The organism is Catenulispora sp. MAP12-49 (assembly GCF_041262705.1).
GTDB lineage: Bacteria > Actinomycetota > Actinomycetes > Streptomycetales > Catenulisporaceae > Catenulispora.
Window position 1 is genome coordinate 89,474 of sequence record NZ_JBGCCP010000031.1, and the last position, 22,988, is coordinate 112,461.

The 22,988-nt window shown below is 69.7% G+C and carries 25 protein-coding genes; 13 read left to right on the plus strand and 12 right to left on the minus strand.

The window, feature by feature from the left end; translation table 11 throughout:
* The first annotated feature begins 42 nt into the window (after positions 1–42).
* The 5 genes from ABIA35_RS37895 to ABIA35_RS37915 all read left to right on the plus strand — a co-directional run bounded on the left by ABIA35_RS37895 (position 43) and on the right by ABIA35_RS37915 (position 6,243).
* Positions 43–3,003 (plus strand): BTAD domain-containing putative transcriptional regulator, encoded by a 2,961-nt coding sequence (locus tag ABIA35_RS37895; protein WP_370361159.1) that lies wholly within the window; start codon positions 43–45, stop codon positions 3,001–3,003.
* 131 nt (positions 3,004–3,134) lie between these two features.
* Positions 3,135–4,517: an aldehyde dehydrogenase family protein gene (locus tag ABIA35_RS37900; RefSeq protein WP_370361160.1), complete on the plus strand. Its 1,383-nt coding sequence runs from the start codon at positions 3,135–3,137 to the stop codon at positions 4,515–4,517.
* Between the two features lie 10 nt (positions 4,518–4,527).
* Positions 4,528–5,193, plus strand: coding sequence for an NADPH-dependent F420 reductase (locus tag ABIA35_RS37905; protein WP_370361161.1), 666 nt, complete (start codon positions 4,528–4,530; stop codon positions 5,191–5,193).
* Positions 5,194–5,219: 26 nt separating this feature from the next.
* On the plus strand, positions 5,220–5,882 hold the full coding sequence (locus ABIA35_RS37910) for an SDR family NAD(P)-dependent oxidoreductase (protein WP_370361162.1): 663 nt from the start codon (positions 5,220–5,222) through the stop codon (positions 5,880–5,882).
* Between the two features lie 88 nt (positions 5,883–5,970).
* The gene (locus tag ABIA35_RS37915; protein ID WP_370361163.1) at positions 5,971–6,243 is read left to right on the plus strand and encodes a hypothetical protein; all 273 of its coding nucleotides are present in this window, start codon (positions 5,971–5,973) and stop codon (positions 6,241–6,243) included.
* Between the two features lie 41 nt (positions 6,244–6,284).
* Here the strand turns inward: ABIA35_RS37915 and ABIA35_RS37920 are convergent, their stop codons facing one another.
* The 3 genes from ABIA35_RS37920 to ABIA35_RS37930 form a co-directional block, all read right to left on the minus strand.
* The gene (locus ABIA35_RS37920; RefSeq protein ID WP_370361164.1) at positions 6,285–6,806 is read right to left on the minus strand and encodes a DinB family protein; all 522 of its coding nucleotides are present in this window, start codon (positions 6,804–6,806) and stop codon (positions 6,285–6,287) included.
* A 145-nt stretch (positions 6,807–6,951) separates the two neighbouring features.
* Positions 6,952–8,556: a flavin monoamine oxidase family protein gene (locus ABIA35_RS37925; protein ID WP_370361165.1), complete on the minus strand. Its 1,605-nt coding sequence runs from the start codon at positions 8,554–8,556 to the stop codon at positions 6,952–6,954.
* Positions 8,557–8,687: 131 nt separating this feature from the next.
* A complete protein-coding gene (locus ABIA35_RS37930) occupies positions 8,688–9,377 on the minus strand; it encodes a TetR/AcrR family transcriptional regulator (protein WP_370361166.1) in 690 nt (229 codons plus the stop codon).
* 116 nt (positions 9,378–9,493) lie between these two features.
* On the opposite strand from ABIA35_RS37930, the gene ABIA35_RS37935 reads away from it, so the two are divergent.
* The 6 genes from ABIA35_RS37935 to ABIA35_RS37960 are packed head-to-tail and all read left to right on the plus strand — an operon-like array spanning position 9,494 to position 16,440.
* Positions 9,494–11,167 carry an amidohydrolase gene (locus ABIA35_RS37935; protein WP_370361167.1) on the plus strand — a complete coding sequence of 558 codons (1,674 nt, stop codon included), beginning with the start codon at positions 9,494–9,496 and terminating at the stop codon, positions 11,165–11,167.
* A 27-nt stretch (positions 11,168–11,194) separates the two neighbouring features.
* Complete coding sequence (locus ABIA35_RS37940) at positions 11,195–12,856, plus strand: ABC transporter substrate-binding protein (protein ID WP_370361168.1); 1,662 nt, start codon at positions 11,195–11,197, stop codon at positions 12,854–12,856.
* Between the two features lie 17 nt (positions 12,857–12,873).
* The gene (locus ABIA35_RS37945; protein WP_370361169.1) at positions 12,874–13,809 is read left to right on the plus strand and encodes an ABC transporter permease; all 936 of its coding nucleotides are present in this window, start codon (positions 12,874–12,876) and stop codon (positions 13,807–13,809) included.
* Positions 13,806–14,681 carry an ABC transporter permease gene (locus ABIA35_RS37950; protein ID WP_370361170.1) on the plus strand — a complete coding sequence of 292 codons (876 nt, stop codon included), beginning with the start codon at positions 13,806–13,808 and terminating at the stop codon, positions 14,679–14,681. Before ABIA35_RS37945 ends, ABIA35_RS37950 begins: the two co-directional genes overlap by 4 nt.
* Positions 14,681–15,652: an ABC transporter ATP-binding protein gene (locus ABIA35_RS37955; RefSeq protein WP_370361171.1), complete on the plus strand. Its 972-nt coding sequence runs from the start codon at positions 14,681–14,683 to the stop codon at positions 15,650–15,652. The genes ABIA35_RS37950 and ABIA35_RS37955 overlap by 1 nt, the downstream gene beginning before the upstream one ends.
* Positions 15,649–16,440 carry an ABC transporter ATP-binding protein gene (locus ABIA35_RS37960; RefSeq protein ID WP_370361172.1) on the plus strand — a complete coding sequence of 264 codons (792 nt, stop codon included), beginning with the start codon at positions 15,649–15,651 and terminating at the stop codon, positions 16,438–16,440. The genes ABIA35_RS37955 and ABIA35_RS37960 overlap by 4 nt, the downstream gene beginning before the upstream one ends.
* A gap of 225 nt (positions 16,441–16,665) precedes the next feature.
* Here ABIA35_RS37960 and ABIA35_RS37965 read toward each other — a convergent pair whose 3' ends face one another.
* The 8 genes from ABIA35_RS37965 to ABIA35_RS38000 all read right to left on the minus strand — a co-directional run bounded on the left by ABIA35_RS37965 (position 16,666) and on the right by ABIA35_RS38000 (position 21,277).
* Positions 16,666–17,253: an NAD-dependent epimerase/dehydratase family protein gene (locus tag ABIA35_RS37965; RefSeq protein WP_370361186.1), complete on the minus strand. Its 588-nt coding sequence runs from the start codon at positions 17,251–17,253 to the stop codon at positions 16,666–16,668.
* A gap of 6 nt (positions 17,254–17,259) precedes the next feature.
* Complete coding sequence (locus tag ABIA35_RS37970) at positions 17,260–17,484, minus strand: hypothetical protein (RefSeq protein WP_370361173.1); 225 nt, start codon at positions 17,482–17,484, stop codon at positions 17,260–17,262.
* 305 nt (positions 17,485–17,789) lie between these two features.
* Positions 17,790–18,551, minus strand: a complete 762-nt coding sequence (locus tag ABIA35_RS37975; RefSeq protein WP_370361174.1) for an ABC transporter permease — start codon at positions 18,549–18,551, stop codon at positions 17,790–17,792.
* Positions 18,551–19,384: an ABC transporter ATP-binding protein gene (locus ABIA35_RS37980; RefSeq protein ID WP_370361175.1), complete on the minus strand. Its 834-nt coding sequence runs from the start codon at positions 19,382–19,384 to the stop codon at positions 18,551–18,553. Before ABIA35_RS37980 ends, ABIA35_RS37975 begins: the two co-directional genes overlap by 1 nt.
* Positions 19,385–19,609: 225 nt before the next feature.
* Positions 19,610–19,918 carry a DUF1048 domain-containing protein gene (locus ABIA35_RS37985; protein ID WP_370361176.1) on the minus strand — a complete coding sequence of 103 codons (309 nt, stop codon included), beginning with the start codon at positions 19,916–19,918 and terminating at the stop codon, positions 19,610–19,612.
* A 1-nt stretch (position 19,919) separates the two neighbouring features.
* The gene (locus ABIA35_RS37990; RefSeq protein ID WP_370361177.1) at positions 19,920–20,279 is read right to left on the minus strand and encodes a DUF1048 domain-containing protein; all 360 of its coding nucleotides are present in this window, start codon (positions 20,277–20,279) and stop codon (positions 19,920–19,922) included.
* The gene (locus tag ABIA35_RS37995; RefSeq protein ID WP_370361178.1) at positions 20,276–20,602 is read right to left on the minus strand and encodes a PadR family transcriptional regulator; all 327 of its coding nucleotides are present in this window, start codon (positions 20,600–20,602) and stop codon (positions 20,276–20,278) included. Before ABIA35_RS37995 ends, ABIA35_RS37990 begins: the two co-directional genes overlap by 4 nt.
* A gap of 105 nt (positions 20,603–20,707) precedes the next feature.
* Positions 20,708–21,277: a phosphopantetheine-binding protein gene (locus ABIA35_RS38000; protein ID WP_370361179.1), complete on the minus strand. Its 570-nt coding sequence runs from the start codon at positions 21,275–21,277 to the stop codon at positions 20,708–20,710.
* Between ABIA35_RS38000 and ABIA35_RS38005 the strand changes: the two genes are divergently transcribed.
* Entirely contained in the window at positions 21,213–21,941 is a 729-nt protein-coding gene (locus ABIA35_RS38005; RefSeq protein ID WP_370361180.1) for an alpha/beta fold hydrolase, read from the plus strand. The genes ABIA35_RS38000 and ABIA35_RS38005 overlap by 65 nt on opposite strands.
* 120 nt (positions 21,942–22,061) lie before the next feature.
* Here ABIA35_RS38005 and ABIA35_RS38010 read toward each other — a convergent pair whose 3' ends face one another.
* Positions 22,062–22,361, minus strand: coding sequence for a hypothetical protein (locus ABIA35_RS38010; protein WP_370361181.1), 300 nt, complete (start codon positions 22,359–22,361; stop codon positions 22,062–22,064).
* Between the two features lie 20 nt (positions 22,362–22,381).
* On the opposite strand from ABIA35_RS38010, the gene ABIA35_RS38015 reads away from it, so the two are divergent.
* A complete protein-coding gene (locus ABIA35_RS38015) occupies positions 22,382–22,615 on the plus strand; it encodes a nucleotide disphospho-sugar-binding domain-containing protein (protein WP_370361182.1) in 234 nt (77 codons plus the stop codon).
* Positions 22,616–22,988: the final 373 nt, after the last annotated feature.

A 22,988-nucleotide genomic window follows, 5' to 3' on the forward strand; every position in this document is an offset into this window, starting at 1 on the left:
TAGGGTTGCCGGGGCACTGGTCGTCGGCGGGGAGGAGCTGGGATGCACGTGGCGATCCTCGGACCGATTCAGGTCGGGACGAACACCACGGAACAGACGACGGTCGCCGCCGCGAAGCAGCGCGTCATTCTGGCGCACCTGGCGCTGCGTCCCAACCAGCCCGTCTCGACCGACTTCCTGATCGAAGCCCTGTGGCCCGAGGTGAAACCCTCGAGTGCCAAGGCGGCGGTGCTGAACTACATTGCCCGGCTGCGCCGCGCCATGGGAGCGGCTTCCGGGCGGCTCCAGACGGCTTCCGGCGGATACCTGCTGGAAGTGCGCGATCCGTGCGAGCTCGATCATCTCCACGCCGCCGACCTGGAATCCCGGGCCCGCCATTCGTTGTGCGGCAGTGATTTCGAGGCCGGCGGGCGTCTGGCCGACGAAGGGCTGGCGCTGTGGCGGGGCGAGCCGCTGGAGGACGTGCCGTGCGAGCAGTTGCAAGCCGACTGCCGTCCAGCGCTCGACGCGCTTCGGCTGCGGCTGGAGGAGACCCGCCTGGACGCGTTGCTGTGTCTTGGGCACTTCGACCGGATCCTGCCCCGGCTCGCCGCCCTGATTCTGAGCCATCCATTCCTCGACACGCTGCAGGAGCGTCGCATGGTCGCGTTGTACGGCGCCGGCCGGCGGACCGAGGCGCTGGACTACTACCGCATGGTACGGGCACAGTTGCGGGAATCGATCGGAGCCGACCCGTCGTCGTGTCTTCGAGAGCTGCACCAACAGGTGTTACGCGGAGCGCCGGTGCCCGAAGTGGTCGAGCTGTGGCGTGCGGACCGGGCGATGGCCCATTCCGGGGGCGCGCACACCCTGGCACAGAACTCGGTGCCGGCGCCGACACCCGCACCGGCACCGGCACCGGCACCGGCACCGGAAACCGTACCCACCGCCGAACCAGCGCTCGACGAGCGCGCACCGGCCGTGCCCTCGCAGTTGCCGCGGCGACCACGGCTGGTCGTCGGGCGGAACTCGGAACTGGTCGAGCTGACGCGCCTGCTCGCCGGACCGGAAGCCTGGGACGCCGAGTCGGCATGCCACATCGGGGTTCTGGCCGGGCCTGCCGGAGTCGGCAAGACAACCGTGGCGCTGACCTGGGCGCACGAGATGGCTGCGGCCTTCCCTGATGGCCGGATGTACCTGGATCTCAACGGATTCGCCGCCGATGGCCGGCCGTTGTCCACGGACACCGCCATCAGTGCCCTGTTGGACTTCCTCGGAGTGCCACCCAAGGATGTGCCCGCCACACCGCAGGGCCGCGCGGCGTTGTACCGGAGCCAGGTCGCCGTCCGGCGGGTCCTGCTGGTCATCGACAACGCCCGCGACGCGAACCAGGTCCGCCCGCTGCTCCCGTCCGGCGACGCCGCCCGCACCCTGGTCACCAGCCGCCGATCGCTGGCCGGGCTGGTGGCCCTGGACGGCGCGGAGGCGCTGACGCTGGAGCCCTTGGCGGCGACCGACTCGCACGAACTGCTGGCACGCAGGATCGGACAGGACCGCGCGACTGGTCAGGAACGGGCGATCAAGGCGATCGCCGACAGCTGCGGCAACTTGCCGTTGGCCCTGGCCGTCGCCGCCGCCCGAGCCGTCTCCCTGGTGAACGTCCCGCTCGGGGCGCTCGCCGCCCAGCTGGAGTCCAATGCGCTCAACGTGCTGAGCCCCGGCGACCACACGAGTGATGTGCGCAATGTCCTGTCCTGGTCGTATCTGCAGCTGCCGGAAGAAGCGGCGCGGGTCCTGCGGTTCCTCACGTTGCATCCGGGTCCTGAGATCACGGTCCCGGCGGCCGCCGCCCTGGCGGACGTCCCGGTCGCCGAGACGGCGGCGCTGGTCACCGAGCTGGCAGCGGTGAACCTGCTGACCGAGACCGGGCTCGGCCGCTATTCGCTGCACAGCCTGGTACGTGCCTTCGCGACCGAGCACATCGAGAAGGACACCACCGATGAACAGCGCCATGCAGCGCAGCATCGGCTGCTGGAGTACCACCTGCTCTGGGCCGTCGCCGCCGACCACACTTACACGTCGCTGCCGACCGAGATCGCGTCCGACCACGTGCCGCTGCCGTCCGGCCTGTCCGCGCCGGCCTTCGCTGACGAGCACGGGGGCATGGCCTGGATGGTCCAGGAGCAGAACGTCCTGATGGCGCTGGTCGCCCACGCCGTCTCGATCGGTTTCGATTCCTATGCCTGGCGCCTGGCGGTCGCCCAGTCATGCAGCCTCATGCTGCGGGGGCAATGGCAGGAGGACGTCCGGCAGGCACGGATCGGCCTGGCCGCGGCCAAGCGGCTCGGCGAGCCTGAAGCGCAGGCGCACTCCTACCGGCAGATCGGGCGAGTCCTGGCGCACACCGGCGAGTACGACACAGCGCACTTCCAGCTCCGGCGCGCACTGCGGATCTACCGCGCACTAGGTGACTGCGCAGGGATCTGTGAAACGGAGCGCACTTTGGGCACCTTGTACTACCAGCAGCGAGACTATGGGCGGGCCGTGGTCCACAACCGTCGATGGTTGGCCAAGGCACGGGAGTTAGGCCATTTGCGCAACCTCGCCAACGCGTTGAACGGTCTGAGTTGGATGCTGGCGCATGCCGGCGAGTACACCGAGGCCGTGGTGCACGGCCGGGAGGCGCTGACGATCGCGCAGGACATCGGCTGGCTCCAGAAGCAGCGCGACACCTGGGACACCCTGGGTCTGATCCATCGCGGCCTGGGCGACACGAACACTTCCGCCGCGTGCTACCAGCGGGCCGCCGACCTGAACGACCGGATCCGGCCGCCGGTGGACGCGCCGACGCCCGGGCACTACCCGCTGATGACGCTGGCCGAGCTGGCGATCTCCCGCAACGACGTGGACACCGCCCGCGAGTTGCTGACCCGGATCAGTCTCGACGCGCGGGAGGTCCACCGGTTCGATGCCGACAAGGCGGCGCGCAAGCTCGCCGAGCTGGACGGCGGAGCCGCCGCTTGATTCCCGGCATGACCACTGTCTGATCCCTGCTTGACCTGTGCGGTCAGCGGCGATCGAGGCGGCGGTATCGCCGCGATATCCGCGCGTTGTCCCGCGTTCCTACTGTCGGCCTTCGAAAGAAGGAGGACAGTATGGACAAGCGTCGGCTGGTTGTCGGCATCAGCGGGGCGACCGGGATCGTGTACGGGATGCGGGTGCTCGAGTTGGCCCGCAAGGCCGGCGTCGAAACCCACCTTGTAGTGACTCCCGCTGGACAGCAGACCCGGGCTTATGAGACGGGCCCGTCGATGGCTGACCTGGCCGCGATGGCCGATGTCGCCTATCGGCCGGCGGATGTGGGGGCCGCCATCGCCTCGGGGTCGTTCCGGACCGCGGGGATGATCGTGGCGCCGTGCTCGATCCGGACGCTGTCCGCCGACGGGGCGGTGAAGACCGTGGACCCCGTGGGCTCGCCGGGACCGGTCACGGCCTTCACCAGCCGCCGGCCTCTCGGGGTGGTCGCCGCGATCACGCCGTTCGACTTCCCGCTGATCCTGACGGTCAGCAAGATCGCGCCCGCCCTGGCCGCCGGCAACACTTTCGTCCACAAACCCTCCGCCGACACGCCGCTGTCGGCGGTGGCGCTGGCCGAGATCATGATGGACGCCGGGGTCCCGGAGGGCGCCTACAACCTGCTCACCGGCGGCGACGGCGCGACCGGCCGGGCTCTGGTGGTCGACCCCCGGATCGACAAGGTGGCGCTCACCGGGTCCACAGCCACCGGTCGGGCGATCATCCGGGACTCGGCACAGTCGCTGAAGCATCTGACGATGGAGCTCGGGGGCAAGAGCCCGAACATCATCTTCGCCGACGCCGATCTGGACGCCGCGGTACCGACCGCGTTCTACGCCTTGTTCTGGAACAAGGGCGAGGTCTGCGTCGCCGGCTCGCGGCTGCTGGTGCAGCGTCCGGTCTACGACGAGGTGGTGGAGCGGCTGGCGGCGATGTGCGCCGCGGCGAAGACCGGCGACCCGTTCGATCCCGCGGCCGACTTCGGCCCGATCGCCTCGCGCGCCGAGTACGACAAGGTGCTGCGCTACGTCGACGTCGGCCGCGACGAGGACGGCGCTCGCCTGATCATCGGCGGCGAACCGCTGAAGGTCGCCGGGCGCGGCCTGTACATCGAGCCGACGCTGTTCGCCAACGCGACCAACGACATGCGCATCAGCCGCGAGGAGATCTTCGGCCCGGTGCTGCCGGTGATCCCATTCGACACCGAGCAGGACGCGATACGTCTGGGCAACGACACCGACTACGGCCTGGCCGCCGGCGTGCAGACCCGCGACGTGGCCAAGGCCATGCGCGTGGCCGCGAAGCTCGACGCCGGAACAGTCTGGATCAACACCTGGCACCTCTACGACCCGGCCGCTCCCTTCGGGGGGTTCAAGGCCAGCGGCTACGGCCGCGAGAACGGTCTTGAGGCCTTCGAGAACTACATGCAGTACAAAACCACCTGGCTCAGCCTTCAGTCGTGAGGAACGGACTATGAGAATCGGCATCATCGGAGCCGGGCACATCGGCGGCAACATCGCACGCCAGGCAGTGCGGGTCGGCCACGACGTCATCCTGAGCCACTCGCGCCGACCCGAGACGCTGGAGCGGCTCGCGGCCGAGCTCGGGCCACACGCGATGCACGCGACGGTCCGCGAAGCCGTGGAGAACGCGAACATCGTCATCCTGTCGGTCCCATGGAAGGTCGTCGACGCGGCGCTGGAGGCGGCCGGCCCGCTGAACGGTCGGGTGGTCGTGGACACCACGAACTACTTCGGAATCGGTCTGGGTCCGGCCCAGGGGCAGACGGCAGCCGCGTTCAATGCCGGACGCATGCCGCACGCGCGTTACGTGAAGTGCTTCAACACACTCACCGCGGCTTTCCAGGCTGAGGCTGCACTGCGGTCCGGCGACGGTCGCGTCGTCCAGTGGTTGTGCGGTGAGGACGCAGGGGCGGTCCAACTGGTCGAGACATTCGTCGACAGCCTTGGATACGTACCGGTGGACCTCGGCGGCGTGAACGACTGCGCGGTGATGGAGTCTCCGCGGCGGCCGGGCTCCGTATACGGGGAGGAGTACCGGAGCGCGGAGGCGCTCCTCGTCGTCCAGGCAGTGAGGTCCGGCCGTCCGATCCCACCGATTCCTGTCTACCAGCCGTGACCGCTCACCAGGAGAAGAGGTCGTCCGTGACCGAGCAAGGAAGTGTCCTGATCGTCGGAGTGGGGCCGGGTCTGGGCTTGGCGGTGGCTCGTGTGTTCGCCGAAGCCGGCCACCCGGTCGCCCTGATCGGCCGCAACAACGCCAAGCTCACGCAGCTGGCTGCCACACTCCACGAACAGGATCACACTGCGCGGATCTATCCGGCAGACGCCGCTATACCGCTCGAGCTCGAAGCCGCGCTCGACGCCGCCGTCAGCGATCTCGGCGCGCCCGACGCCCTGGTGTACAACGCGGCGTTCGCCCGTCCCGACACCCCGACCGCCATCACTGCCGAGCAGTGGACGCAGAGTCTGGCCGTGAACGTCGTCGGCGCCGCCGTGGCCGCGCGGCACGTGATTCCCCAGCTTCGGGGTGGCCGAGGCACGGTGCTGTTCACCGGTGGCGGCCTGGCGCTGGCGCCGTCGCCGGACTACACGAGCCTGTCCGTGGGCAAGGCTGCGCTGCGCGCTTACGCGCAAGCGTTGCACGCAGAACAGGTGGAGAGCGGCGTGCACGTCACGGCGGTGACGATCCGCGGATTCCTGAGGCAGGGCGACGAGCGGTTCGACCCCGACGTCATCGCGCCGACCTACCTGGCGCTGCATCGGCGCCCCCGGGACCGTTGGCAGGCCGAGTACGTCTACGCCTGAGCCGGAAAGGCAGCGGCCGGACCCGGATAGTCCGGGCTCCGGCCGCGGTCACTTGTCCTCATAAGGTCGTTCGGGGGTACAGGCGGCTGTGGTCCTACCGCGCTGCTCGGCGTCCGACGACGTGGACCAACCGCGCGACCGCTCGGTACGGATCAGTCCGCGCCGCGATGAGCTCGGCCTGCTCCAGCAGGCGATAGCCGGATTCGTCGAGCGCGTCGAGGTCGCTCCGATGGTCGCCACCCGCAGCGGAATCGCCGGCGGCGCGGTGATCCCTGATCCGGGCTGGCCGGCGGCCTCTAATCGCTACAGCATCGTCAACAGCGCCGGGGTCTCCGCCTTCACCCTCACCAGACACGGCTAGTCACGTCCCACGGCGTGCCGACGGAGACCGGGACTTCCGTCTCAACCCATCGTCTTCGCACCGTCGAGCGACTCGCGGATGATGTCGGCGTGGCCGGAGTGCTGGCTGATCTCGCCGATCAGGTGCAGGACCACCATGCGGATCGACCAGCTGGCGCCGGGTTCGAACCAGGGGGCGGAGGGCAGGGGCCAGGTTCGGTCGAGGTCCGCGGTGCCGAGGAAGGCATCGGTCCCGGAAGCGGCCTGCGAGAAGTCGGCCAGTACGCCTTCCAGGGTCTCGCCCTCCAGCATGCGGAACTGGTTCGCCCAGTCGACGGGCACGCTCTCCATCGCCTCGGCGCCGCCGGTGGCGAAGCGTGTCCAGCGCCGTTCCATTTCGGCGACGTGCTTGATCAGGCCGCCGAGACACAGTTCGCTCACGGTGGTGCGCTCGCGCGCCTGCTCGTCGGTGAGGTCACGGACAGTGCGGCGCAGCAGGTCGCGGTGACTCGCGAGCGCGGCGAGCAGGTCGGTGTGTTCTGCGGACCTCGCAGTGGAGGGTGCGGCATCGCCGGGGTTTGTCATGAGTCCAAGCTTGCCCGCGCCGCATGCGACTGTGGTGGCGCCCCGCCGGTGCCGCTGCCGGAGTGGGCTGATCCACCCGGGAAGGCGGCACCCCGCGGCAAAGCCGATTCCCGGCTCTGCCGCGCAGACATCGGCCTGAGCATCGCTAACAGACCTGCGCCTTGATCTCCGCCGCGGTCCGCTCCCCCGAACGCACCGCCGCATCAAGGGTCATGTTGTCGACGTCCGTGTGTTCGCCGGCGAAGTGCACTCTGCCCTCCTGGACCGCCTCGTATCCCGCGAACGCTGTGTACTGCCCGACGCCGTAGTAGTGGTACGCGCCGAGGTGCCAGGGGTCCACGCTCCAGTGGTCCTCATAGGCCAGACCGTTGTACGCCGCCGTCGTGCCGGGGAAGACGTTCTCGATCTGCCCGAGGAACCAGTTCACGTCCGTCGCCGGGGCCGGTCCGTGGGCCGCGCCGGTCAGGGTGCTCCTGGCCACGTTGCCGCCGGGGAAGTTCACGAGCAGCGCCGGGGAGCCGTTCGCCCCCACGTTGACCGAGCCGTCCCAGGCGGTCTGGTAGCCGGTCGGGCCGGTGTTGCTGACGCCGTTGTAGCCGGTATGCGCCCACGTCTTCTGACTCAGTTGGAGGACCAGCTTCGCGTTCTGGCCCATCGGCTGCTGCTGGATCGCCGTCTTCTTCAGCGCTGAGAATCCGGCGCCTGAGTAGTCCACGTTCCTCAGGGTGCTGAAGGGCAGCGCCAGCACGACATGGTCCGCCCCGACGGCGACCGTCGTCCCGCCCGCGTCGAAGGTCAGCGTGTAGCTGCCATCAGTGTTCTGCCGCAGGGCGATCAGCTGGTATCCCTGCCGGACGGTGCCGGCCGGAAGCCGGCTCAGCATTCCGGTGACGAGCTGGTCGTTGCCGCCGGCCAGGTGGTACTTCTCGTCGAAGCCCGCCGAGCTGTCAAAGGTCTTCGACGAGCCGAGGAAGCCGATCAGGCCGACCGCGGAGCTCGCCGCCGGCTCGCCGCCGGACTGGAGTTGCAGCGATTCGATGATCTGCGTCAGCGGAGCCCCCGAGGCAAGGCCGATCGAGGACAGGTAGTCCAGGCACGACATCCGGTCGAGCTTCAGGGCGGTCGGCGTGGCGCTGTTGTAGCGCGGCGTCCCCATCGCCTGGTACGAGGCGTTGAACGCGCTGTACGCCTCGGCGACCCAGTCGGTCTGCTGCTGCTTGTTGTCATAGCGCGCGCCGTTGATCCAGCCCGCGTATGTGCCGGAGTCCAGCGCGCCGCCGTTGGCGTACTCGGTGCTCAGGCCCAGACTCGAGGCCAGGTTCAGCACCGCGGTGTCGGTGGAGCTGACGAACGCCCCGCCGTGCTCGTGGACCTGGCCGCCGGCGAAGAACCCGCGCATCGACCAGCAGCGGCCCCCGATGTGCGTGGTGTCGGCCTCGTAGACGGTGGACGCTATGCCGCTGCCGGTCCACAGGCTATGGGCGCAGCGCAGACCGGCCAGGCCCGCGCCGACGATGACGACGCGCGGTGCCGTCGCGGCGTCCGCGCGCGCCGCCCGGCTGATCGCGGCGGTCCCGAGGGCGGCCCCGGCGCCGCCGGCGATCAGCGCCCGCCGGGACACCGTCCGTGCTTCCCAGTACCGCTCGGTGCGACTCGTGTGAAGGCGCTGCGTCCGTTCGGCACGGATCGCGAGCAGTTCGTCCACCGGGACGCCGGTCCGCCGTCGTTCCGCCTCGGCGGCGAAGAGCATACGCAGTCTGTTCGGAATACCGCTTCCAGTGATTCGCGTCATGGACCGGAAGTGAAGCGCGTCACAACGCCGCTGTCAACGGTGTTGCGCTATGTTGTGCGACCCCGGGGCCGGGTGGCGCGCGCGGCGACCTATGCCGCCGCGCGCGACGCGATCCGGTCGATCAGCGCCTCGACCCGCGCGGCGTAGATCTCCTCATGCGTCACCGCGGCCAGGTCCTCGGTCAGTGCCGCGATATGCGGGAACCGGTCCGGGCCGGCCAGCCGGTACTCCCGGCCCCATGCCGACTGGTCGCCCTCTCGCTCGTTCGGCGCGAACAGCTGCAGCGCGGCATGTTGCCCGACGTAGGCCAGGATCGAGTCGCCGAACATGCGGTAGTGCACGACCGCCTCGCGTCCGCGCAGGCCGGCCTCGTCCACCGCGCCCAGGATCAGCTCCACGACCCGGAACTCGTTGGGCCGCCTGGTGGTCCGCGAGGCCATCAGGGAGCTGACGACCGGATACTTCATCCCGACCCGCAGCGACTGCTCGGCCAGGGCTCGCAGCCGGTCCTGCCAGCCCAGGCCGTGCGGCACGCCGTCCAGGACCTCGCCGAGCGTGCGGTCGGCGACCGAGAGCAGCAGCTCGTCCTTGTCGCGGAAGTGCCGGTAGACCGCTGTCGGGTCGCAGCCCAGCTCCTGCCCGAGCCGGCGGACGGTGAACGCGTCGTCGCCGCCGCGTGCGGCGATGCGCAGCGAGGCGTCGATGATCATCTCGGGGGTCAGCTGGCTGCCCGAGCGTCTGGTGCCGGCAGCCCTGCCGGCGGGTGTCTTGGTGGCCATGATGGCAGCCAGTATAACGAGACGGAAACGGCGGAGCGCAACACTGTTGACAGCAGTGTTGCGCATGCGCTTCGATCCAGTCGCGGCGCCGAGCCGCCAGGACGGAAGGGTGGGCGATGCGGGGAGATGCGAACGAGACCGTCACGGTCTTCACCGGCGGGTCCGTGTACGTGGACGGTGCGTCCCGACACGTCGACGTGGCGGTGCGGGACGGCCGGATCACCGCGGTGGGCGCGGACCTCGCCGGCCGGGCGGCGGGGTCCGCCCGGGTCGCCGATGGCGTGGCTGGCGTGGATGGCGTGGCTGTCGTGGACCTGGAAGGCGGCCTGCTGATCCCCGCCTTCCAGGACGCCCACAACCACGCGGTGTTCGCCGGCCTCCAACTGCTCCGCTGCGACATGTCGGGCCAGTCGGAGGTCGGGCAGTACCTGGAGACGATCGCGGACTACGCGAAGCGGCACCCCGACGCCGAATGGATCCTCGGCGGCGGCTGGTCCATGGACAGCTTCCCCGGCGGGGTCCCGACCCGCCAGGCACTCGACGCGATCGTGCCCGACCGCCCCGTGCTGCTGACCGTGCGCGACGGTCACGGCGCCTGGGCCAACACCCGGGCCCTGGAGCTGGCCGGGATCACCGCGGACACCCCGGACCCGGCCGACGGCCGCATCGAACGCGAACCGGACGGCACGCCGATCGGCATGCTCCAGGAGGGCGCCGTGGACCTCGTGGCCGTCCCGATCGCGACCGCCGAGGAAGCCCGCCAGGGGCTGCTGGCCGCACAGAGCTACCTGTTCTCCCTCGGCATCTCCGGCTGGCAGGACGCGATGATCTCCGCCTACCCCGGCAACCCCGACAACTACGACGTCTACCGCGACGCCGCACGCAGCGGCGAACTCAAAGCCCGCGTCGTCGGGGCGCTGTGGTGGGACCGGGACCGCGGCCTGGAACAGATTCCCGACCTCGTCGGGCGCCGCGCGAACGGCACCGTCGGCCGATTCGCGGCCACGAGCGTGAAGCTGATGCTCGACGGCATCGCCGAGAACTTCACCGCCGCGATGCTCGCCCCCTATCTGGACCGCTGCGGCTGCCCGACCGCCAACCACGGCCTGGAGTTCATCGACCCCGACGTCCTGCGAGATGCCGTCGCGCGGCTGGACGCCCTCGGATTCCAGCTCCACTTCCACGCCCTCGGCGACCGCGCGGTCCGGCAGGCGCTCGACGTCCTGGAGCACGCCCGCGCAGCCAACGGCGCCACGGACAACCGGCACCAGCTCGCCCACCTGCAAGTCGTGCACCCCGATGACATCCCGCGCTTCGCAGCCCTCGGTGCCACCGCGAACATCCAGGCGTTCTGGGCCGCCCACGAACGCCAGATGGACGAACTGACGATCCCGTTCCTCGGCACGGAGCGCTCAGCGCGGCAATACCCGTTCGGCGATCTGGCCAGGGCCGGAGCGCACATCGCGGCGGGCAGCGACTGGAACGTCAGCACTCCCGACCCGCTGCTCGGCATCCACGTCGCGGTGAACCGTTCGCGGATCGGCGAGAACCCGGCGCCGTTCTACCCCGAGCAGGCCCTCACCCTCACACAGGCGCTGTCCGCGTACACCGAGGGCAGCGCCTGGATCAACCACCTGGACGCGGTCGCGGGGACGATCGCCGTCGGCAAGTACGCGGATCTCGTCGTCCTGGACCGAGACCCCTTCGCCCGCCCCGCCGACGAGATCGGCGCGACGCGCGTCCGCCGTACCTACGTCGAAGGCGAACTCGTATTCGCAGCCGACCTGTAGAGCCATCCGTTCCCGAAGGAGAGTGCAGTGAGAGCAATCCATCCGCACCGCAGCACCGCCCTCGCCGTGGCGACGGCGCTCGCGCTCGCCGCGAGCAGCACGGCGTGCAGCGGCAAAGCACATCAGGACTCTGGGAGCACCGGTGGCTCGACGAACAGCGCCGCCGGCAAGACCGGCTACACGCTGACCGCGAGCACCGGCACGCCCAAGGGCGACATCGGCTCCTTCACCTGGTCGATCTACGCCGAGCCCCCGTCGCTGGACTACGCCCAGGCCTTCGACTACCCGCCGAACCAGGTGCTGGCCAACGTCTGCGAGAGCCTGCTGCGCTGGAACCCGGACCTGACGACCTCGCCGGGCCTGGCCACCGACTGGAAGAACCCTGATTCCAAGACTTGGGTCTTCGACATCCGCTCCGGAGTGAAGTTCCACGACGGCACCACGCTCACCGCCGACGACGTCGTCGCCTCGCTCAAGCGCAACCTGGACCCGGACGTGGCCAGCGTCTGGGCGAACTCCTACCGGAACGTCGACTCGATCGTGAAGACCGGCCTCCTCCAGGTCACCGTGCACCTCAAGCAGCCCGACTCCACGTTCCCGGAGTACATGGCGGCCAGCCCCGGCACCGTTGAGTCCGCGGCGACGCTCACCGCCGACGGCAAGGACTACGGCAACCCGACCAAGGGCGTGAACTGCACCGGCCCGTTCTCGTTCGGCTCCTGGCAGCCCGGCCAGTCCATCACCCTCAACCGCTTCGACGGCTACTGGGACCCGGCGCTGAAGGCCCACAGCAAGCAGGTGAAGTTCGTCTTCATCGCCGACCCGACGGCGCGGGTCAACGCCTTCCAGACCGGCGAGGTCGACGGCGGCTGGATGGTGCCGCCGGACGCCTACTCGCAGCTCAAGGCGAACCTCTCCTTCGGCGACTCGACGACCGTCGCCGACGAGGTCGTCTCCAACCTGTCCGGGCCGCTGGGCGATCCGCGCGTGCGGCAGGCCCTGCTGATGGCCACCGACCGCAAGGGCATCATCAACGCCGGCAACGGCGGCGTCGGGGAGATCGCGGACTCGCTGGTGACGGCGAACAACTGGGCCAACGCCCCGGCCGGCCAGAAGGCCGCCGGGACGACGGGCCTTCCGGCCTATCCCTACGACAAGGCCAAGGCGAAGGCGCTCGCGCAGCAGGCCGGCGTCCACGGCCAGACCGTCGTCATCGCCACCAGCCCGCTCGACACCCAGACCACGATCATCACCCAGGCGATCGCGCAGGCCTGTACCGACATCGGCCTGACGCCGAAGATCGACACCATCTCGGCCGACAAGTACACCGCGCTGTTCACCGATCCCAATGCGCGCAAGGGCATCGACCTGTTCCTGACCTTCTGGTACACCTCGATCACCGACCCGCTGGACATGTACTCCTCGCTGGAGACCAACGCGTACAGCAACTACGGCGGGTACTCGAACAAGGCCTTCGACACCGCCTTCGAGCAGGCCGTCGGGAGCTACGACCCGCAGACGCGGGCCCAGGCGACGGTCGCGGCCCAGAAGATCGCGCTGACCGACCTGCCGTGGCTGCCGCTCTACGACGAGCCGGTGAGCGTGTATCAGGGCTCGAAGATCACCGGCGTGAAGCCGTCGATCGACTACCTGTACTACCCGTGGGCCGCCGAGATCGGGGCCCGGTGACCGTGACGGTGCAGAACATGGGCACCCTCCTGGCGGTGCTGCGCAGGGTCGGTACGATGGCGCTGACCCTGCTGGTGACCTCCTTCCTCGTCTTCTCCTCCCTCTACCTGGCCCCCGGCGATCCGGTCGCGTTCCTGGTGAAGGGCCGCTCGCCGAGCCCGGACCAGCTGGTCGCGATCCGGCACGAGTACGGCTTCGACAAGCCGTTCCCGGTGCGGTACTGGGACTGGCTGGTCGGGATGCTGCACGGCGACTTCGGGCAGTCCTACCTCTTCCACGAGAGCGTCGCGGCGGTCATCGGGGCGCGGCTGCCCGCCACCCTGCTGCTCGTCGCCTTCTCCACGGTGCTGATCATCGTGGTCGGCATCGGGCTCGGCGTCCTGGGCGCGCTGCGGCGCGGCAAGACGACGGTCGTGCTGGTGACGGTCGGCGCCGCGGTGCCGTCGTTCACGGCGGCGATCGTGCTGCGGTCGGTGTTCGGCGTGCGGCTCGGCTGGTTCCCGACCGTGGGGACCGGGTCGGGGTTCGGGGACGAGCTGGACCACATGGTGCTGCCGGCGGTCGCGCTGGCGATCACCTTCATGGCGCTGGTGACGCGGGTGACGCGCGCGGCGATGCTGGAAGAGCTCGGGCGGGAGCACGTGGAGGTGGCGATGAGCCGGGGGCTCTCGCGGGCCTCGGTGATCCGGCGCCATGTCCTGCGCAACGCGCTCGGGCCGATCGTCACGGTGTCGGCGCTGTTGATCTCAGGGCTCTTGGTCTCCACGGCGATCGTGGAGTCCGCGTTCGGCATGTCGGGCATCGGGTCGCTGCTGGTGCAGAGCGTGGACGAGATGGACTTCCCCGTGGTGCAGGCGATCGTGCTGCTCGTGGTGGCCGCGTTCGTCGTCGTCAACACGATCGTCGACCTGGTCCATCCGCTCATCGATCCGAGGGTGCGTGGTGCGCGATGAGTATCGCTGTCATTCCTTCGTCGCAACGGCGGCGGCGGTTCGGTTCCTGGCCCGCGCGGCTCGCCGGGCTCACCTGGCCGACCCGGCTGTGCGTGGCCCTGTTGGCGCTGGTCGCGCTCGGCGCGGTGCTGGCGCCGTGGATCGAGCCCTACGACCCGACCTCCGGCGACCTGTCGAGCACGCTGGCCGGGCCCGGCGGCGGGCACTGGCTCGGCACCGACGGCGGCGGGCACGACACGTTCTCGCAGCTGCTGGCCGGCGGCCGGACGAGTCTGCTCGGCCCGTTGGGCGTCGTGCTGTTCTCCACGGTCGCCGGCGTGCTGGTCGGCCTGGCCTGCGCGTGGCGCGGCGGCTGGGTCGACGCGCTGATCGGGCGCGTCCTGGACGTGCTGTTCGCGTTCCCGTCGCTGCTGTTGGCGATTCTCGCGGTGGCGCTGTTCGGCAAGGGCCTGGGCGCGCCGGTCGTCGCGATGGCCATCGCCTACATGCCCTACACGGCCCGGCTGGTGCGCGGGCTCACGGCCCAGGAGAAGACCCGTCCCTACATCGCGGCCTACCGGGTGCAGGGGCACGCGGCGACGTTCATCGCGCTGCGGCGGCTGCTGCCGGCGATCGCGCCGACGGTCCTGGCGCAGTCGACGGTGAACTTCGGCTACGCGCTGCTGGACCTGGCGGCGTTGTCGTTCCTGGGGCTCGGCGTGCAACCGCCGACGCCGGACTGGGGCGCGATGATCAACCAGAGCCAGGCCGCGGTGCTGGAGGGCCAGCCGCTGTCGGCGGTGCTGCCGGCGCTGCTGGTCGTGATCGTGGTCGTGGCGGTGACGGTCGTCGGCGAGCACTTCGCGGACCGGCTCACGAAGCGGGAGGCGTGATGGCTGCTCTGCTCGACATCAGGGATCTGCGGGTCACGATGCCCGGCCTCGGCCGGCCAATCCTGGACGGGGTGCGGCTGAGCGTCGCCGACGGCGAGGCCGTCGCGCTGGTCGGCGAGTCCGGCTCAGGGAAATCGGTGACGGCGCGCAGCGCGCTCGGGCTGTTTCCCTCCACGGCCTCGGTGACGGGATCCGTTCTCGTCGGCGGCACGGAGATCGTCGGAGCCACAGCCTCGGCGGTGCGCGGCGTGCGGACCTCGGTCGCATCGATGATCTTCCAGGATCCGCGCGCCGGGGTGAACCCGGTGCGGCGCGTAGGGGACTTCCTCACCGAGCCGTTGCGCAGGATCCGGGGGTTCGGCAAGCGCGAGGCGGACGCCCGGGCGTTGGAACTGCTCGACGCGGTCGGCCTGCACGACCCGGGACACGTGCTGCGGTGCTTCCCGCACGAGCTGTCCGGCGGCATGCTCCAGCGCGTGATGATCGCCTACGCGCTCACCGCCGACCCGCGCCTGCTGCTGTGCGACGAACCGACGACGGCGCTGGACGTCACGACCCAGGCCGAGATCATGGCGATCCTGGGCCGGCTGCGGCGCGGGCGCGGACTGGGCATGCTGCTCATCACGCACGACCTGGATCTCGCGGCCGCGGTCTGCGACCGGGTGTACGTGATGTACGCGGGCCGGATCATGGAGTACGCGCCGGCCGCCGCGCTCGTGGCGCACCCCCGTCACCCGTACACCGCCGGCCTGCTCGGCTCCGCGCCGCCGTTGAGCGGCGAACCGCGTCGGCTGACCCCGATTCCCGGTTCGCCGCTGAGCTTGGCCCACGGCGTCGACGGATGCCCGTTCGCGGCCCGCTGCACATTCGCCGAGCCAGGGGTCTGCGACGTGACAGTTCCGGCCCTGCAGAAGTACGGCGATTCCGAAACGGCGTGCCTGCGCGCCGGACAGATCCTGGAGGCCCGATGACCCCGGTGCTGGAGGTCGCGCACCTGCGCAAGACGTACGGAAAGACCGTGGCCGTCGCCGACCTCTCCTTCACCCTCGCGCCCGGCGGCGCCCTCGGGCTGGTCGGCGAGTCCGGCTCGGGCAAGACGACGACCGCGCGCATGCTGCTCGGCCTGGAGAAGCCGGACAGCGGCGACATCCAGGTCTGCGGCCGTCCGCTCACCGAGGCGCCGCGAGGACGCCCGGCCCGCCTGGCCCGCGCCAAGGCCGTGCAGATCGTCTTCCAGGACCCCTATCTCTCCCTGGACCCGCGACTGACCGTCCGTGCCGCACTGGACGACGTCCTGCGCCTGCACGGCCACCCGGACCGCCCAGCCCGCGTCCGCGAGCTGCTCGACCAGGTCGGGCTCGGAGAGCGCGAAGCCGGAGCCCTCCCCCGCGCCCTGTCCGGCGGCCAACGCCAGCGCGCGGCGATCGCCCGGGCCCTGGCGGTCGAGCCGGACGTCCTGGTCCTGGACGAGGCGGTATCAGCACTCGATGTCTCCATCCAGGCCCAGATCCTCAACCTGCTGGCCGACATCCGCCGCGAAAGCAGGATCGGCATCGTCTTCGTCAGCCACGACCTCGCCGTCGTCCGCTACCTGTGCGACGAGGCCCTGGTCCTGCACCGGGGCGTCGTCGTCGAACACCGCGGCATGGAGGAACTGCTCCGCGACCCCCGCGAGGGGTACACCAAGCTGCTGCTGGCCTCGGTGCCGCACGCGGGGTGGGATCCGGAGGAGATCGCCGAGCGTCGCAGGGCTCTGTGAAGACGTCGAGGGAGGCACGCCGGGAGCAGCAGACGGCTCGCGCGTCGTGAAGAATGCCGCTGCGATCGTGTAGACCACCAGCAGAGCTGCCGTTAAGTACAGCGAGTCGGTCAGCGCCGCGTTGAACGGCGCTTTCACGGGCCCGATGGCCATCTCACATCCGGAGACACGCCCTACCAGCGACAAACCCTTACGCCATTTCACAGAAAGGCAACCAGCCCTTTCTCAAGCGTCTGCCACCTGCGCGCCGGGCGGCAAAGCCGCCTCCCACTGGTCGCGAAGCGAGTCCCGGAGACGGGTGACATGCGACCAGCCGAGCACGGCCTGGGCACGGCGTACGACCACGTTCGTACAACTGCTGCCTCCCGGGCTTTCGGGGCCGGCCGCCACGTTCATCAGGAGTCGACTGCGCGGGAGGCCGGCTACGTCGGCCATCATCTCGACCACATCCGACACAGCGTGCACCTCGCCGCGGCCGATGTTGACGACCAGACCGGCCGCCGGCGCGGCAGCGGCCCGCACGACAGCGTCGGCGATATCTCGGATGTCGATGAAGTCCCGCATGTCGGGAGTGACCGCCAGGTCCAATCGCCCTCCAGGAGGCAGCTCCTGCAATCGCTTGGTCAGCGAGCCAAGAAGGCTGCCGGCCGGCGCACCGGGGCCGCACACGTTGGTGACCCGCAGGACCACGGCGTCGGTCCGGCCTTCGGCGGCGGCTGCCAGGATGGATCTGCTGCCCATCAACTTGGCCTGCCCATACGGCGTCGACGGCTGTTCGGGGTGGTCCTCGTCGGCGGCCTCGTGCGGGGAGATCTCGCCCTACTCGTGGACGGTGCCGAGCTGCACCAGTCGGATATGTGGCGGTATGAGGCGCAGCAGCCGTTCCACCAGGACCGCGTACGCATCAAGCATCTGCTCCAACGTCCCGCGCCAGCCGGACCCCGCCGCGTTGACGACGACATCGCTGTCGGCCAGTAGGCGCTCCAGCGCTCGGTCGCTGCCGTCGTGCAGGAGGTCTGCCCGCAGCAGCTCGACTCCCGGCACCGTGGAGAACTGATCGACGGCAACGGCGAGGCGCCCTGCCTTACGGGGCGGCCGCACGGTCTGCACGAACTGTCCACGGTCACACCGACCCTCACCACGACCGGATCCCTGGCGGGGAGAGTGCCGAACACGGACAGAAGATTAAAGGGGAGGACAAGAATGCTGAAACGCTCGCGGCCGATACTGGATATCAAGCTCAAGTCAAAATTAGCTAGATCCCGCCCGGCATCGCCGCAAGGAAAAGCAGCGACGCCGGGTCCTTTCGACAGGACCCGGCGTCACGGCGGAGAGCGGAAAGCGCGCGCTCAGGCGATCTGGCGGCGGTAGGCGACCATGGACAGCAGGTACGCGACCACCAGGACGCCGACGCACCACACCGCGGCGAGCCAGCCCTGGCTGCCCACCGACTGCTCGTTGATCAGGGACCGGATCGAGTTCACCACCGGGGTCACCGGCTGGTTGTTCGCGAAGGCCTGCAGCGGCCCGGGCATGGTCTTGGTGGGCACCATCGCCGAGCTCAGGAACGGCAGGAAGATCAGCGGGTAGGCGAACGCGCCCGCGCCCTCGGCCGTCTTGGCGGCCAGCGCGGCCAGCACCGCGATCCAGCTCAGCGCCACGGTGAACAGCGCCAGGATGCCGGCGATGCCGACCCAGGAGACCAACCCGGCGCCGGACCGGAAGCCCACGAGCAGGGCCACGGCCACCACGATCACCAGCGAGATCGCGTTGGCGACCAGCGCGGTCAGCACGTGCGCCCACAGCACGCTGGAGCGCGCGATCGGCATGGAGTGGAAGCGTTCGAAGATACCGCTGCGCCGGTCCGTGAACAGCCGCAGGTTGGTGTAGGAGATGCCGGAGGCGATGGTGATCAGCAGGATGCCGGGCAGGATGTACTTCACGTACGCCGCCCGCCCGCCGGGGTCCACCGCCCCGCCGAGCACGTACAGGAACAGCAGCATCATCGCGATCGGCGTGATCGCGGTGGTGATGATGGTGTCCGGGCTGCGCATGATGTGGCGCATGGCGCGGCCCATCATCACAGAGCTGTCGCGCAGGAAACGGCTCATCACTGCTCCTTGCTCAGGGTCTCGACGGGCTGGTTGTCGACAGCCTGGCCCGGGACGGCCGCGCCGTCCTTGCCGGCCCCGCCGACGACGGCGAAGTAGACGTCCTCCAGGGTCGGCTTCTTCTCCACGTACTCGACCTTCGGCGGTCCGAGCAGTTCCTGGAGCTCGGCCAGCGTGCCGTTCACGATGATGCGGCCCTCGTGCAGGATGGCGATCCGGTCGGCGAGCTGTTCGGCCTCATCCAGGTACTGGGTGGTGAGCAGCACCGTGGTCCCGCGCCCGGCCAGCTCCTTGACGGTCGACCACACCTCCTGGCGGCCCTCGGGGTCCAGCCCGGTGGTCGGCTCGTCGAGGAAGATCACCGCCGGGCTGCCGATCAGGCTCATGGCCACGTCGAGGCGGCGGCGCATGCCGCCGGAGTAGGTCATCGCGCGCCGCGCGCCGGCCTCGGTCAGCGCGAACCGCTCGAGCATCTCGTCCGCGACCCGCCCGGGGTGCGGCAGGTGCCGCAGCTTGGCGACCAGGACCAGGTTCTCCCGCCCGGTGAGGATGTCGTCCACGGCTGTGAACTGGCCGGTGAGGCTGATGGACTCGCGCACCTGCCCGGCCTGGCCGACCACGTCGAAGCCGTTGACGCTGGCGGTCCCGGCGTCCGGCCGCAGCAGCGTGGACAGGATCTTCACCAGGGTGGTCTTGCCGGCGCCGTTCGAGCCCAGCAGGGCGAAGATGCTGCCCGGCTGCACCTCGAAGTCCACGCCGCGCAGGACCTTCAGGTTCTTGTACGACTTCTCCACGCCCTGGACGCGGATCGGCAGGACTTGTTCTGTCGTCATCGGTCGGCCCCCTCCACGCTCCCGCTGCTGTCACCGGTGCCGGTCATCAGGTACGGTTTGTTCTGTCCACGTGCTGTGGCCATGTCGTGGACCCCTCCTCGTCGGAGCGTTCGACCCGTGTTCTGGCAGGGGGCTCCAGGTCCTGCGGAACTCTGTTTGCACGCCGAGGCCGCGCTGCCCGGTTGCGACGAGCAGCGCGCAGACCCGAGGTCTGGTCGGCGGGTGTTACCGGCCGCCCTGGGACTTGCGGTAGACGTGGGCGTTGGTCTCCGAGTCCTTGATCAGGCTGTCGGCGAAGGCCGCGACGTCGGTGCCGGTGAGTTCGAGGACTCCCTTGCCCTCGGCGACCCCCTCCTCGAAGAAGTCCACGATCCGGGAGAGCAGGTTCCCCCCCTCCAGATCGACCGGCCCCACCTTGAAGAGGTACTTCTGCATCTCCTTGTAGACGATGCGGTAGTCCGGCGGCAGCGCATCGACCCGGGCCACGTGCTCCCGCCACTGCTTCTTGCCCGCGATGATGTCCTGGATTCCCATCTCAGCCTCCCTGCCGGCCCAGCTTCTTGGCGACGTCCCGGTTCAGCTGCTCGCGCCACTTGTCGCGGTAGCTCCGGGCCTGATCCCCGCCGTCCACCAGGGCCGCGGCGAAACCGTCGATGTCCTCCCCGAGCACCTCCGCGATGCCCAGCCCTTCCCCGGCCGACTCCTCGAGCAGGCCCAGGACGCCGTCGAGGATCGGCATCAGGTTGCGGCCCGAGAAGTCCGCCGAGGGCAGCAGGTCCGCCCTGATCCGCTCCCACGCCGCCTGGTATTCGGCCGGCAGCGCCGTGGCCCGGGCCTCGAAACCCTTCCACTCCTTCGTTAGGTCGCTACCCGTGATGTTCTCCCAGAACGTCATCGGCTGCCCTCCTTCAGATCGTTGATGCGCGACGAGAGGTACTCCCATTTCGCCCAGAACCTCGCAAGTTCTTCACGTCCGGCCTCGTTGAGCGCGAAGAACTTCCGCGGGGGGCCCTGCGCCGATGGCCGTTTCGCCACGTCCACGAGCCCGTTCCTCTCCAGGCGGACCAGGATCGTGTAGGTCGTCCCCTCGACGACGTCGGGGAAGCCGAGATCGTTCAGCCGACGGGTGATGGCGTAGCCGTACGTCTCCTCGTTGCCGATGATCTGAAGAACACAGCCCTCGAGCGTGCCCTTCAGCATCTCTGTCAGATCGTCCATCGCGAGCCCTCCTCCCAGTACTGAGTAGCGCTGAGTACCACTACAAAGTATCACGGAGTAGTGGGCGGCGGAAGCCGGCAGCGCGCCCCTCCCGCCGACCTCGCGCTACAGGACTTCGCCGTCCTTCGTCCGCCTGCGCAGAGCGGGCCTGGTGGACTGGGCCAGGCTGCTCCACATCTCCGCCAGGCCGGTGACCGTCCGGACCGCGAACAGCGTGCGGATGGACAGCTCCTGGTTCAGCTCCGAGCGGATCAGCCCGACCAGCCGGATCGCCCGCAGCGAGTTGCCGCCGAGGTCGAAGAAGTCCTCGTCGATACCCACCCGCTCCACGTCCAGCGCCTCGGCGAAGACCTCGGCCAGGATCCGCTCGGTGTCGTTGCGCGGCGCCCGGTAGGCCGGGCCGCCGAACTCCGGCTCGGGCAGCGCGGCCGGGTCCAGCCGGCCGCCGGGGGTCAGCGGGAGGGCGTCCAGGACGACGAAGACGGACGGGACCAGGTACTCCGGCAGCCGCTCGGCGGCGAAGTGGCGCAGGTCCTCGCCGGCCGGAGCGGCCTGGCCGGCTGCCGGGACCACGTAGGCCGCCAGACACTGCCGGCCGGAGTACCGGGCGATGGACCCGCGGGAGCTGCGCCGAGTCGCGGTGGCCGGGGCCGGCCAGAGCGCCGCGGAGATCACCAGATTCCTCTACGACGAGCTCCCGCACGCCCGGCTGCACGCGATCGTCCCGGCCTACGGCTACCCCAACCGCCTGCGCGACCCGATGCCGGCCCGGTTGGAAGACCTCGCGGACGCCATCGCCGACGGGATCGGCGGTCCGACGGAGCACCGGCTGGTGCTGTTCGGCCACAGTATGGGCGCCACCATCGCGCACGAGGTCGCGCTGCGTCTGCGGGAGCAGGGAAACCCGCCGGCCGCGCTGTGCGTGTCCGGGCGCCGGCCGACCCACGCATTGACCGGACGCAGGATGATCGCCGGCTCGGACGAGCAGATGATCGAACACATCACCAGCTTCGACGACAGCCGGGCCGCCGTCTTCGATGACGAGGCCCTGCGCGAGCTGGTGCTCCCCGCGATCCGCGCGGACTACCGATTGGTGGACGGCTTCGACGGCGGCGACCGCCCGCTGCTGGACTGCCCGGTCTACGGCTACACCGGCGACGTGGACACCGAGGTGACCCCGCGGCAGATGGAGCACTGGGCGGAGCTGACCAGAGGGCCCTTCAGGCTGGTGGTGATGCCCGGCGGGCACTTCTACCTCAGGGCCGCCGAAGACGCGCTGCTGGCGGACCTTTGCGACGCCCTGGCCGACATCAGGGCGTCGACGACGACCGCCTTCTGAGCCGCTGATCCACCGGAAGATCACCGCTGTTCAACGGGGTTCAAGCCGTGACCGCGAACCGGCCGGGGCAGCCCGACAGGCGCCGCGGCCACATTCGCCGGCCGTAGGCTCGCCGGGCGATCAAGTCAGCCGGTTCATCCAGTCCCCCACGGCCTGGCGCCTGGTATCCGAGTGAGCGCGGAATGATCGCTCCACCTGAGCCCGGACCGGACCGCTCTGCTCCTGGCTCAGCTTGAACATTCCCTCAGCGCCGGTCACCTCGACGCGGAAGGCACCGACCCCGGGAGCGATGCGGCGGAAGTAACCCACCGACTCGGTCATGTCCCAGCGGCTGCCGAAACGATCCTCGAAGGTCCGCACCGTGGCCATGAGCACGTCGAGTGTTTCCTCGAGAGAATCGATCTTGTCGATGGTCCACACTGACCGCACTCTGGGCGGGCGTGCCCCAACTGCTCCCGACATTCGCCTCCGAACAAGCCGCCTCAGCGGCCCGAGTGGCCGACGCCGGAGGCGGTATCCAGCTACCGGGCCACTTGGCCGACGCCTCCGCGATCCGCAAAGCCGTCGACGACCTCCTGGCCGACGACAGCTACACGACCTCAGCCCGCACGGCCCGCGACGAGATGCACGGGCGCCCGGCGCCGCTGGAGCTCATCAGCATGCTGATGGCCTGAGCGGGCTCGGGGCTCGGCGGCGCGGCTGGTGCGCCTCGTGGGACCAGTTCTGGTCCCGGGCCTGCTCGACCGGCCCAGCCCGTGTCGATCGTCGACATCTTCGGGATCTTCGAGACCACCAGGTCGACGATCATCGGTGGCATGCCATCCCTCGTCGTCGGCCTTGCCGGCCGTGACTCCGGACGCCTGATTCGCCAGACTGCGTCAGGGCCCCTCGGTCCGGTTCCGGATGATCGCGTTGTGCCACTCCTGAGAAGACATGGCGACCGCGGCATCGGCTAGTACTGCAGCCGCACTTGGTGGTTAGGGTGGGGTCTGGCCGCGTCGTCGGAAGTGGCTGCGTTGAGCGCGTTTTTGATGATGACGGCGCCAG

Excerpts from the sequence above, each read along its gene's own strand:
- ABIA35_RS37960 (WP_370361172.1), top strand. The coding sequence starts at position 15,649 with ATGACCCCGGTGCTGGAGGTCGCGCACCTGCGCAAGACGTACGGAAAG.
- ABIA35_RS37955 (WP_370361171.1), top strand. The coding sequence starts at position 14,681 with ATGGCTGCTCTGCTCGACATCAGGGATCTGCGGGTCACGATGCCCGGC.
- ABIA35_RS37925 (WP_370361165.1), bottom strand. The coding sequence starts at position 8,556 with ATGCTCTTCGCCGCCGAGGCGGAACGACGGCGGACCGGCGTCCCGGTG.
- ABIA35_RS37945 (WP_370361169.1), top strand. The coding sequence starts at position 12,874 with ATGGGCACCCTCCTGGCGGTGCTGCGCAGGGTCGGTACGATGGCGCTG.
- ABIA35_RS37895 (WP_370361159.1), top strand. The coding sequence starts at position 43 with ATGCACGTGGCGATCCTCGGACCGATTCAGGTCGGGACGAACACCACG.
- ABIA35_RS37930 (WP_370361166.1), bottom strand. The coding sequence starts at position 9,377 with ATGGCCACCAAGACACCCGCCGGCAGGGCTGCCGGCACCAGACGCTCG.
- ABIA35_RS37980 (WP_370361175.1), bottom strand. The coding sequence starts at position 19,384 with ATGACGACAGAACAAGTCCTGCCGATCCGCGTCCAGGGCGTGGAGAAG.
- ABIA35_RS37905 (WP_370361161.1), top strand. The coding sequence starts at position 4,528 with ATGAGAATCGGCATCATCGGAGCCGGGCACATCGGCGGCAACATCGCA.
- ABIA35_RS37935 (WP_370361167.1), top strand. The coding sequence starts at position 9,494 with ATGCGGGGAGATGCGAACGAGACCGTCACGGTCTTCACCGGCGGGTCC.
- ABIA35_RS38005 (WP_370361180.1), top strand. The coding sequence starts at position 21,213 with ATGGACCCGCGGGAGCTGCGCCGAGTCGCGGTGGCCGGGGCCGGCCAG.
- ABIA35_RS37985 (WP_370361176.1), bottom strand. The coding sequence starts at position 19,918 with ATGGGAATCCAGGACATCATCGCGGGCAAGAAGCAGTGGCGGGAGCAC.
- ABIA35_RS37920 (WP_370361164.1), bottom strand. The coding sequence starts at position 6,806 with ATGACAAACCCCGGCGATGCCGCACCCTCCACTGCGAGGTCCGCAGAA.
- ABIA35_RS37995 (WP_370361178.1), bottom strand. The coding sequence starts at position 20,602 with ATGGACGATCTGACAGAGATGCTGAAGGGCACGCTCGAGGGCTGTGTT.
- ABIA35_RS37975 (WP_370361174.1), bottom strand. The coding sequence starts at position 18,551 with ATGAGCCGTTTCCTGCGCGACAGCTCTGTGATGATGGGCCGCGCCATG.
- ABIA35_RS37900 (WP_370361160.1), top strand. The coding sequence starts at position 3,135 with ATGGACAAGCGTCGGCTGGTTGTCGGCATCAGCGGGGCGACCGGGATC.
- ABIA35_RS37990 (WP_370361177.1), bottom strand. The coding sequence starts at position 20,279 with ATGACGTTCTGGGAGAACATCACGGGTAGCGACCTAACGAAGGAGTGG.
- ABIA35_RS37950 (WP_370361170.1), top strand. The coding sequence starts at position 13,806 with ATGAGTATCGCTGTCATTCCTTCGTCGCAACGGCGGCGGCGGTTCGGT.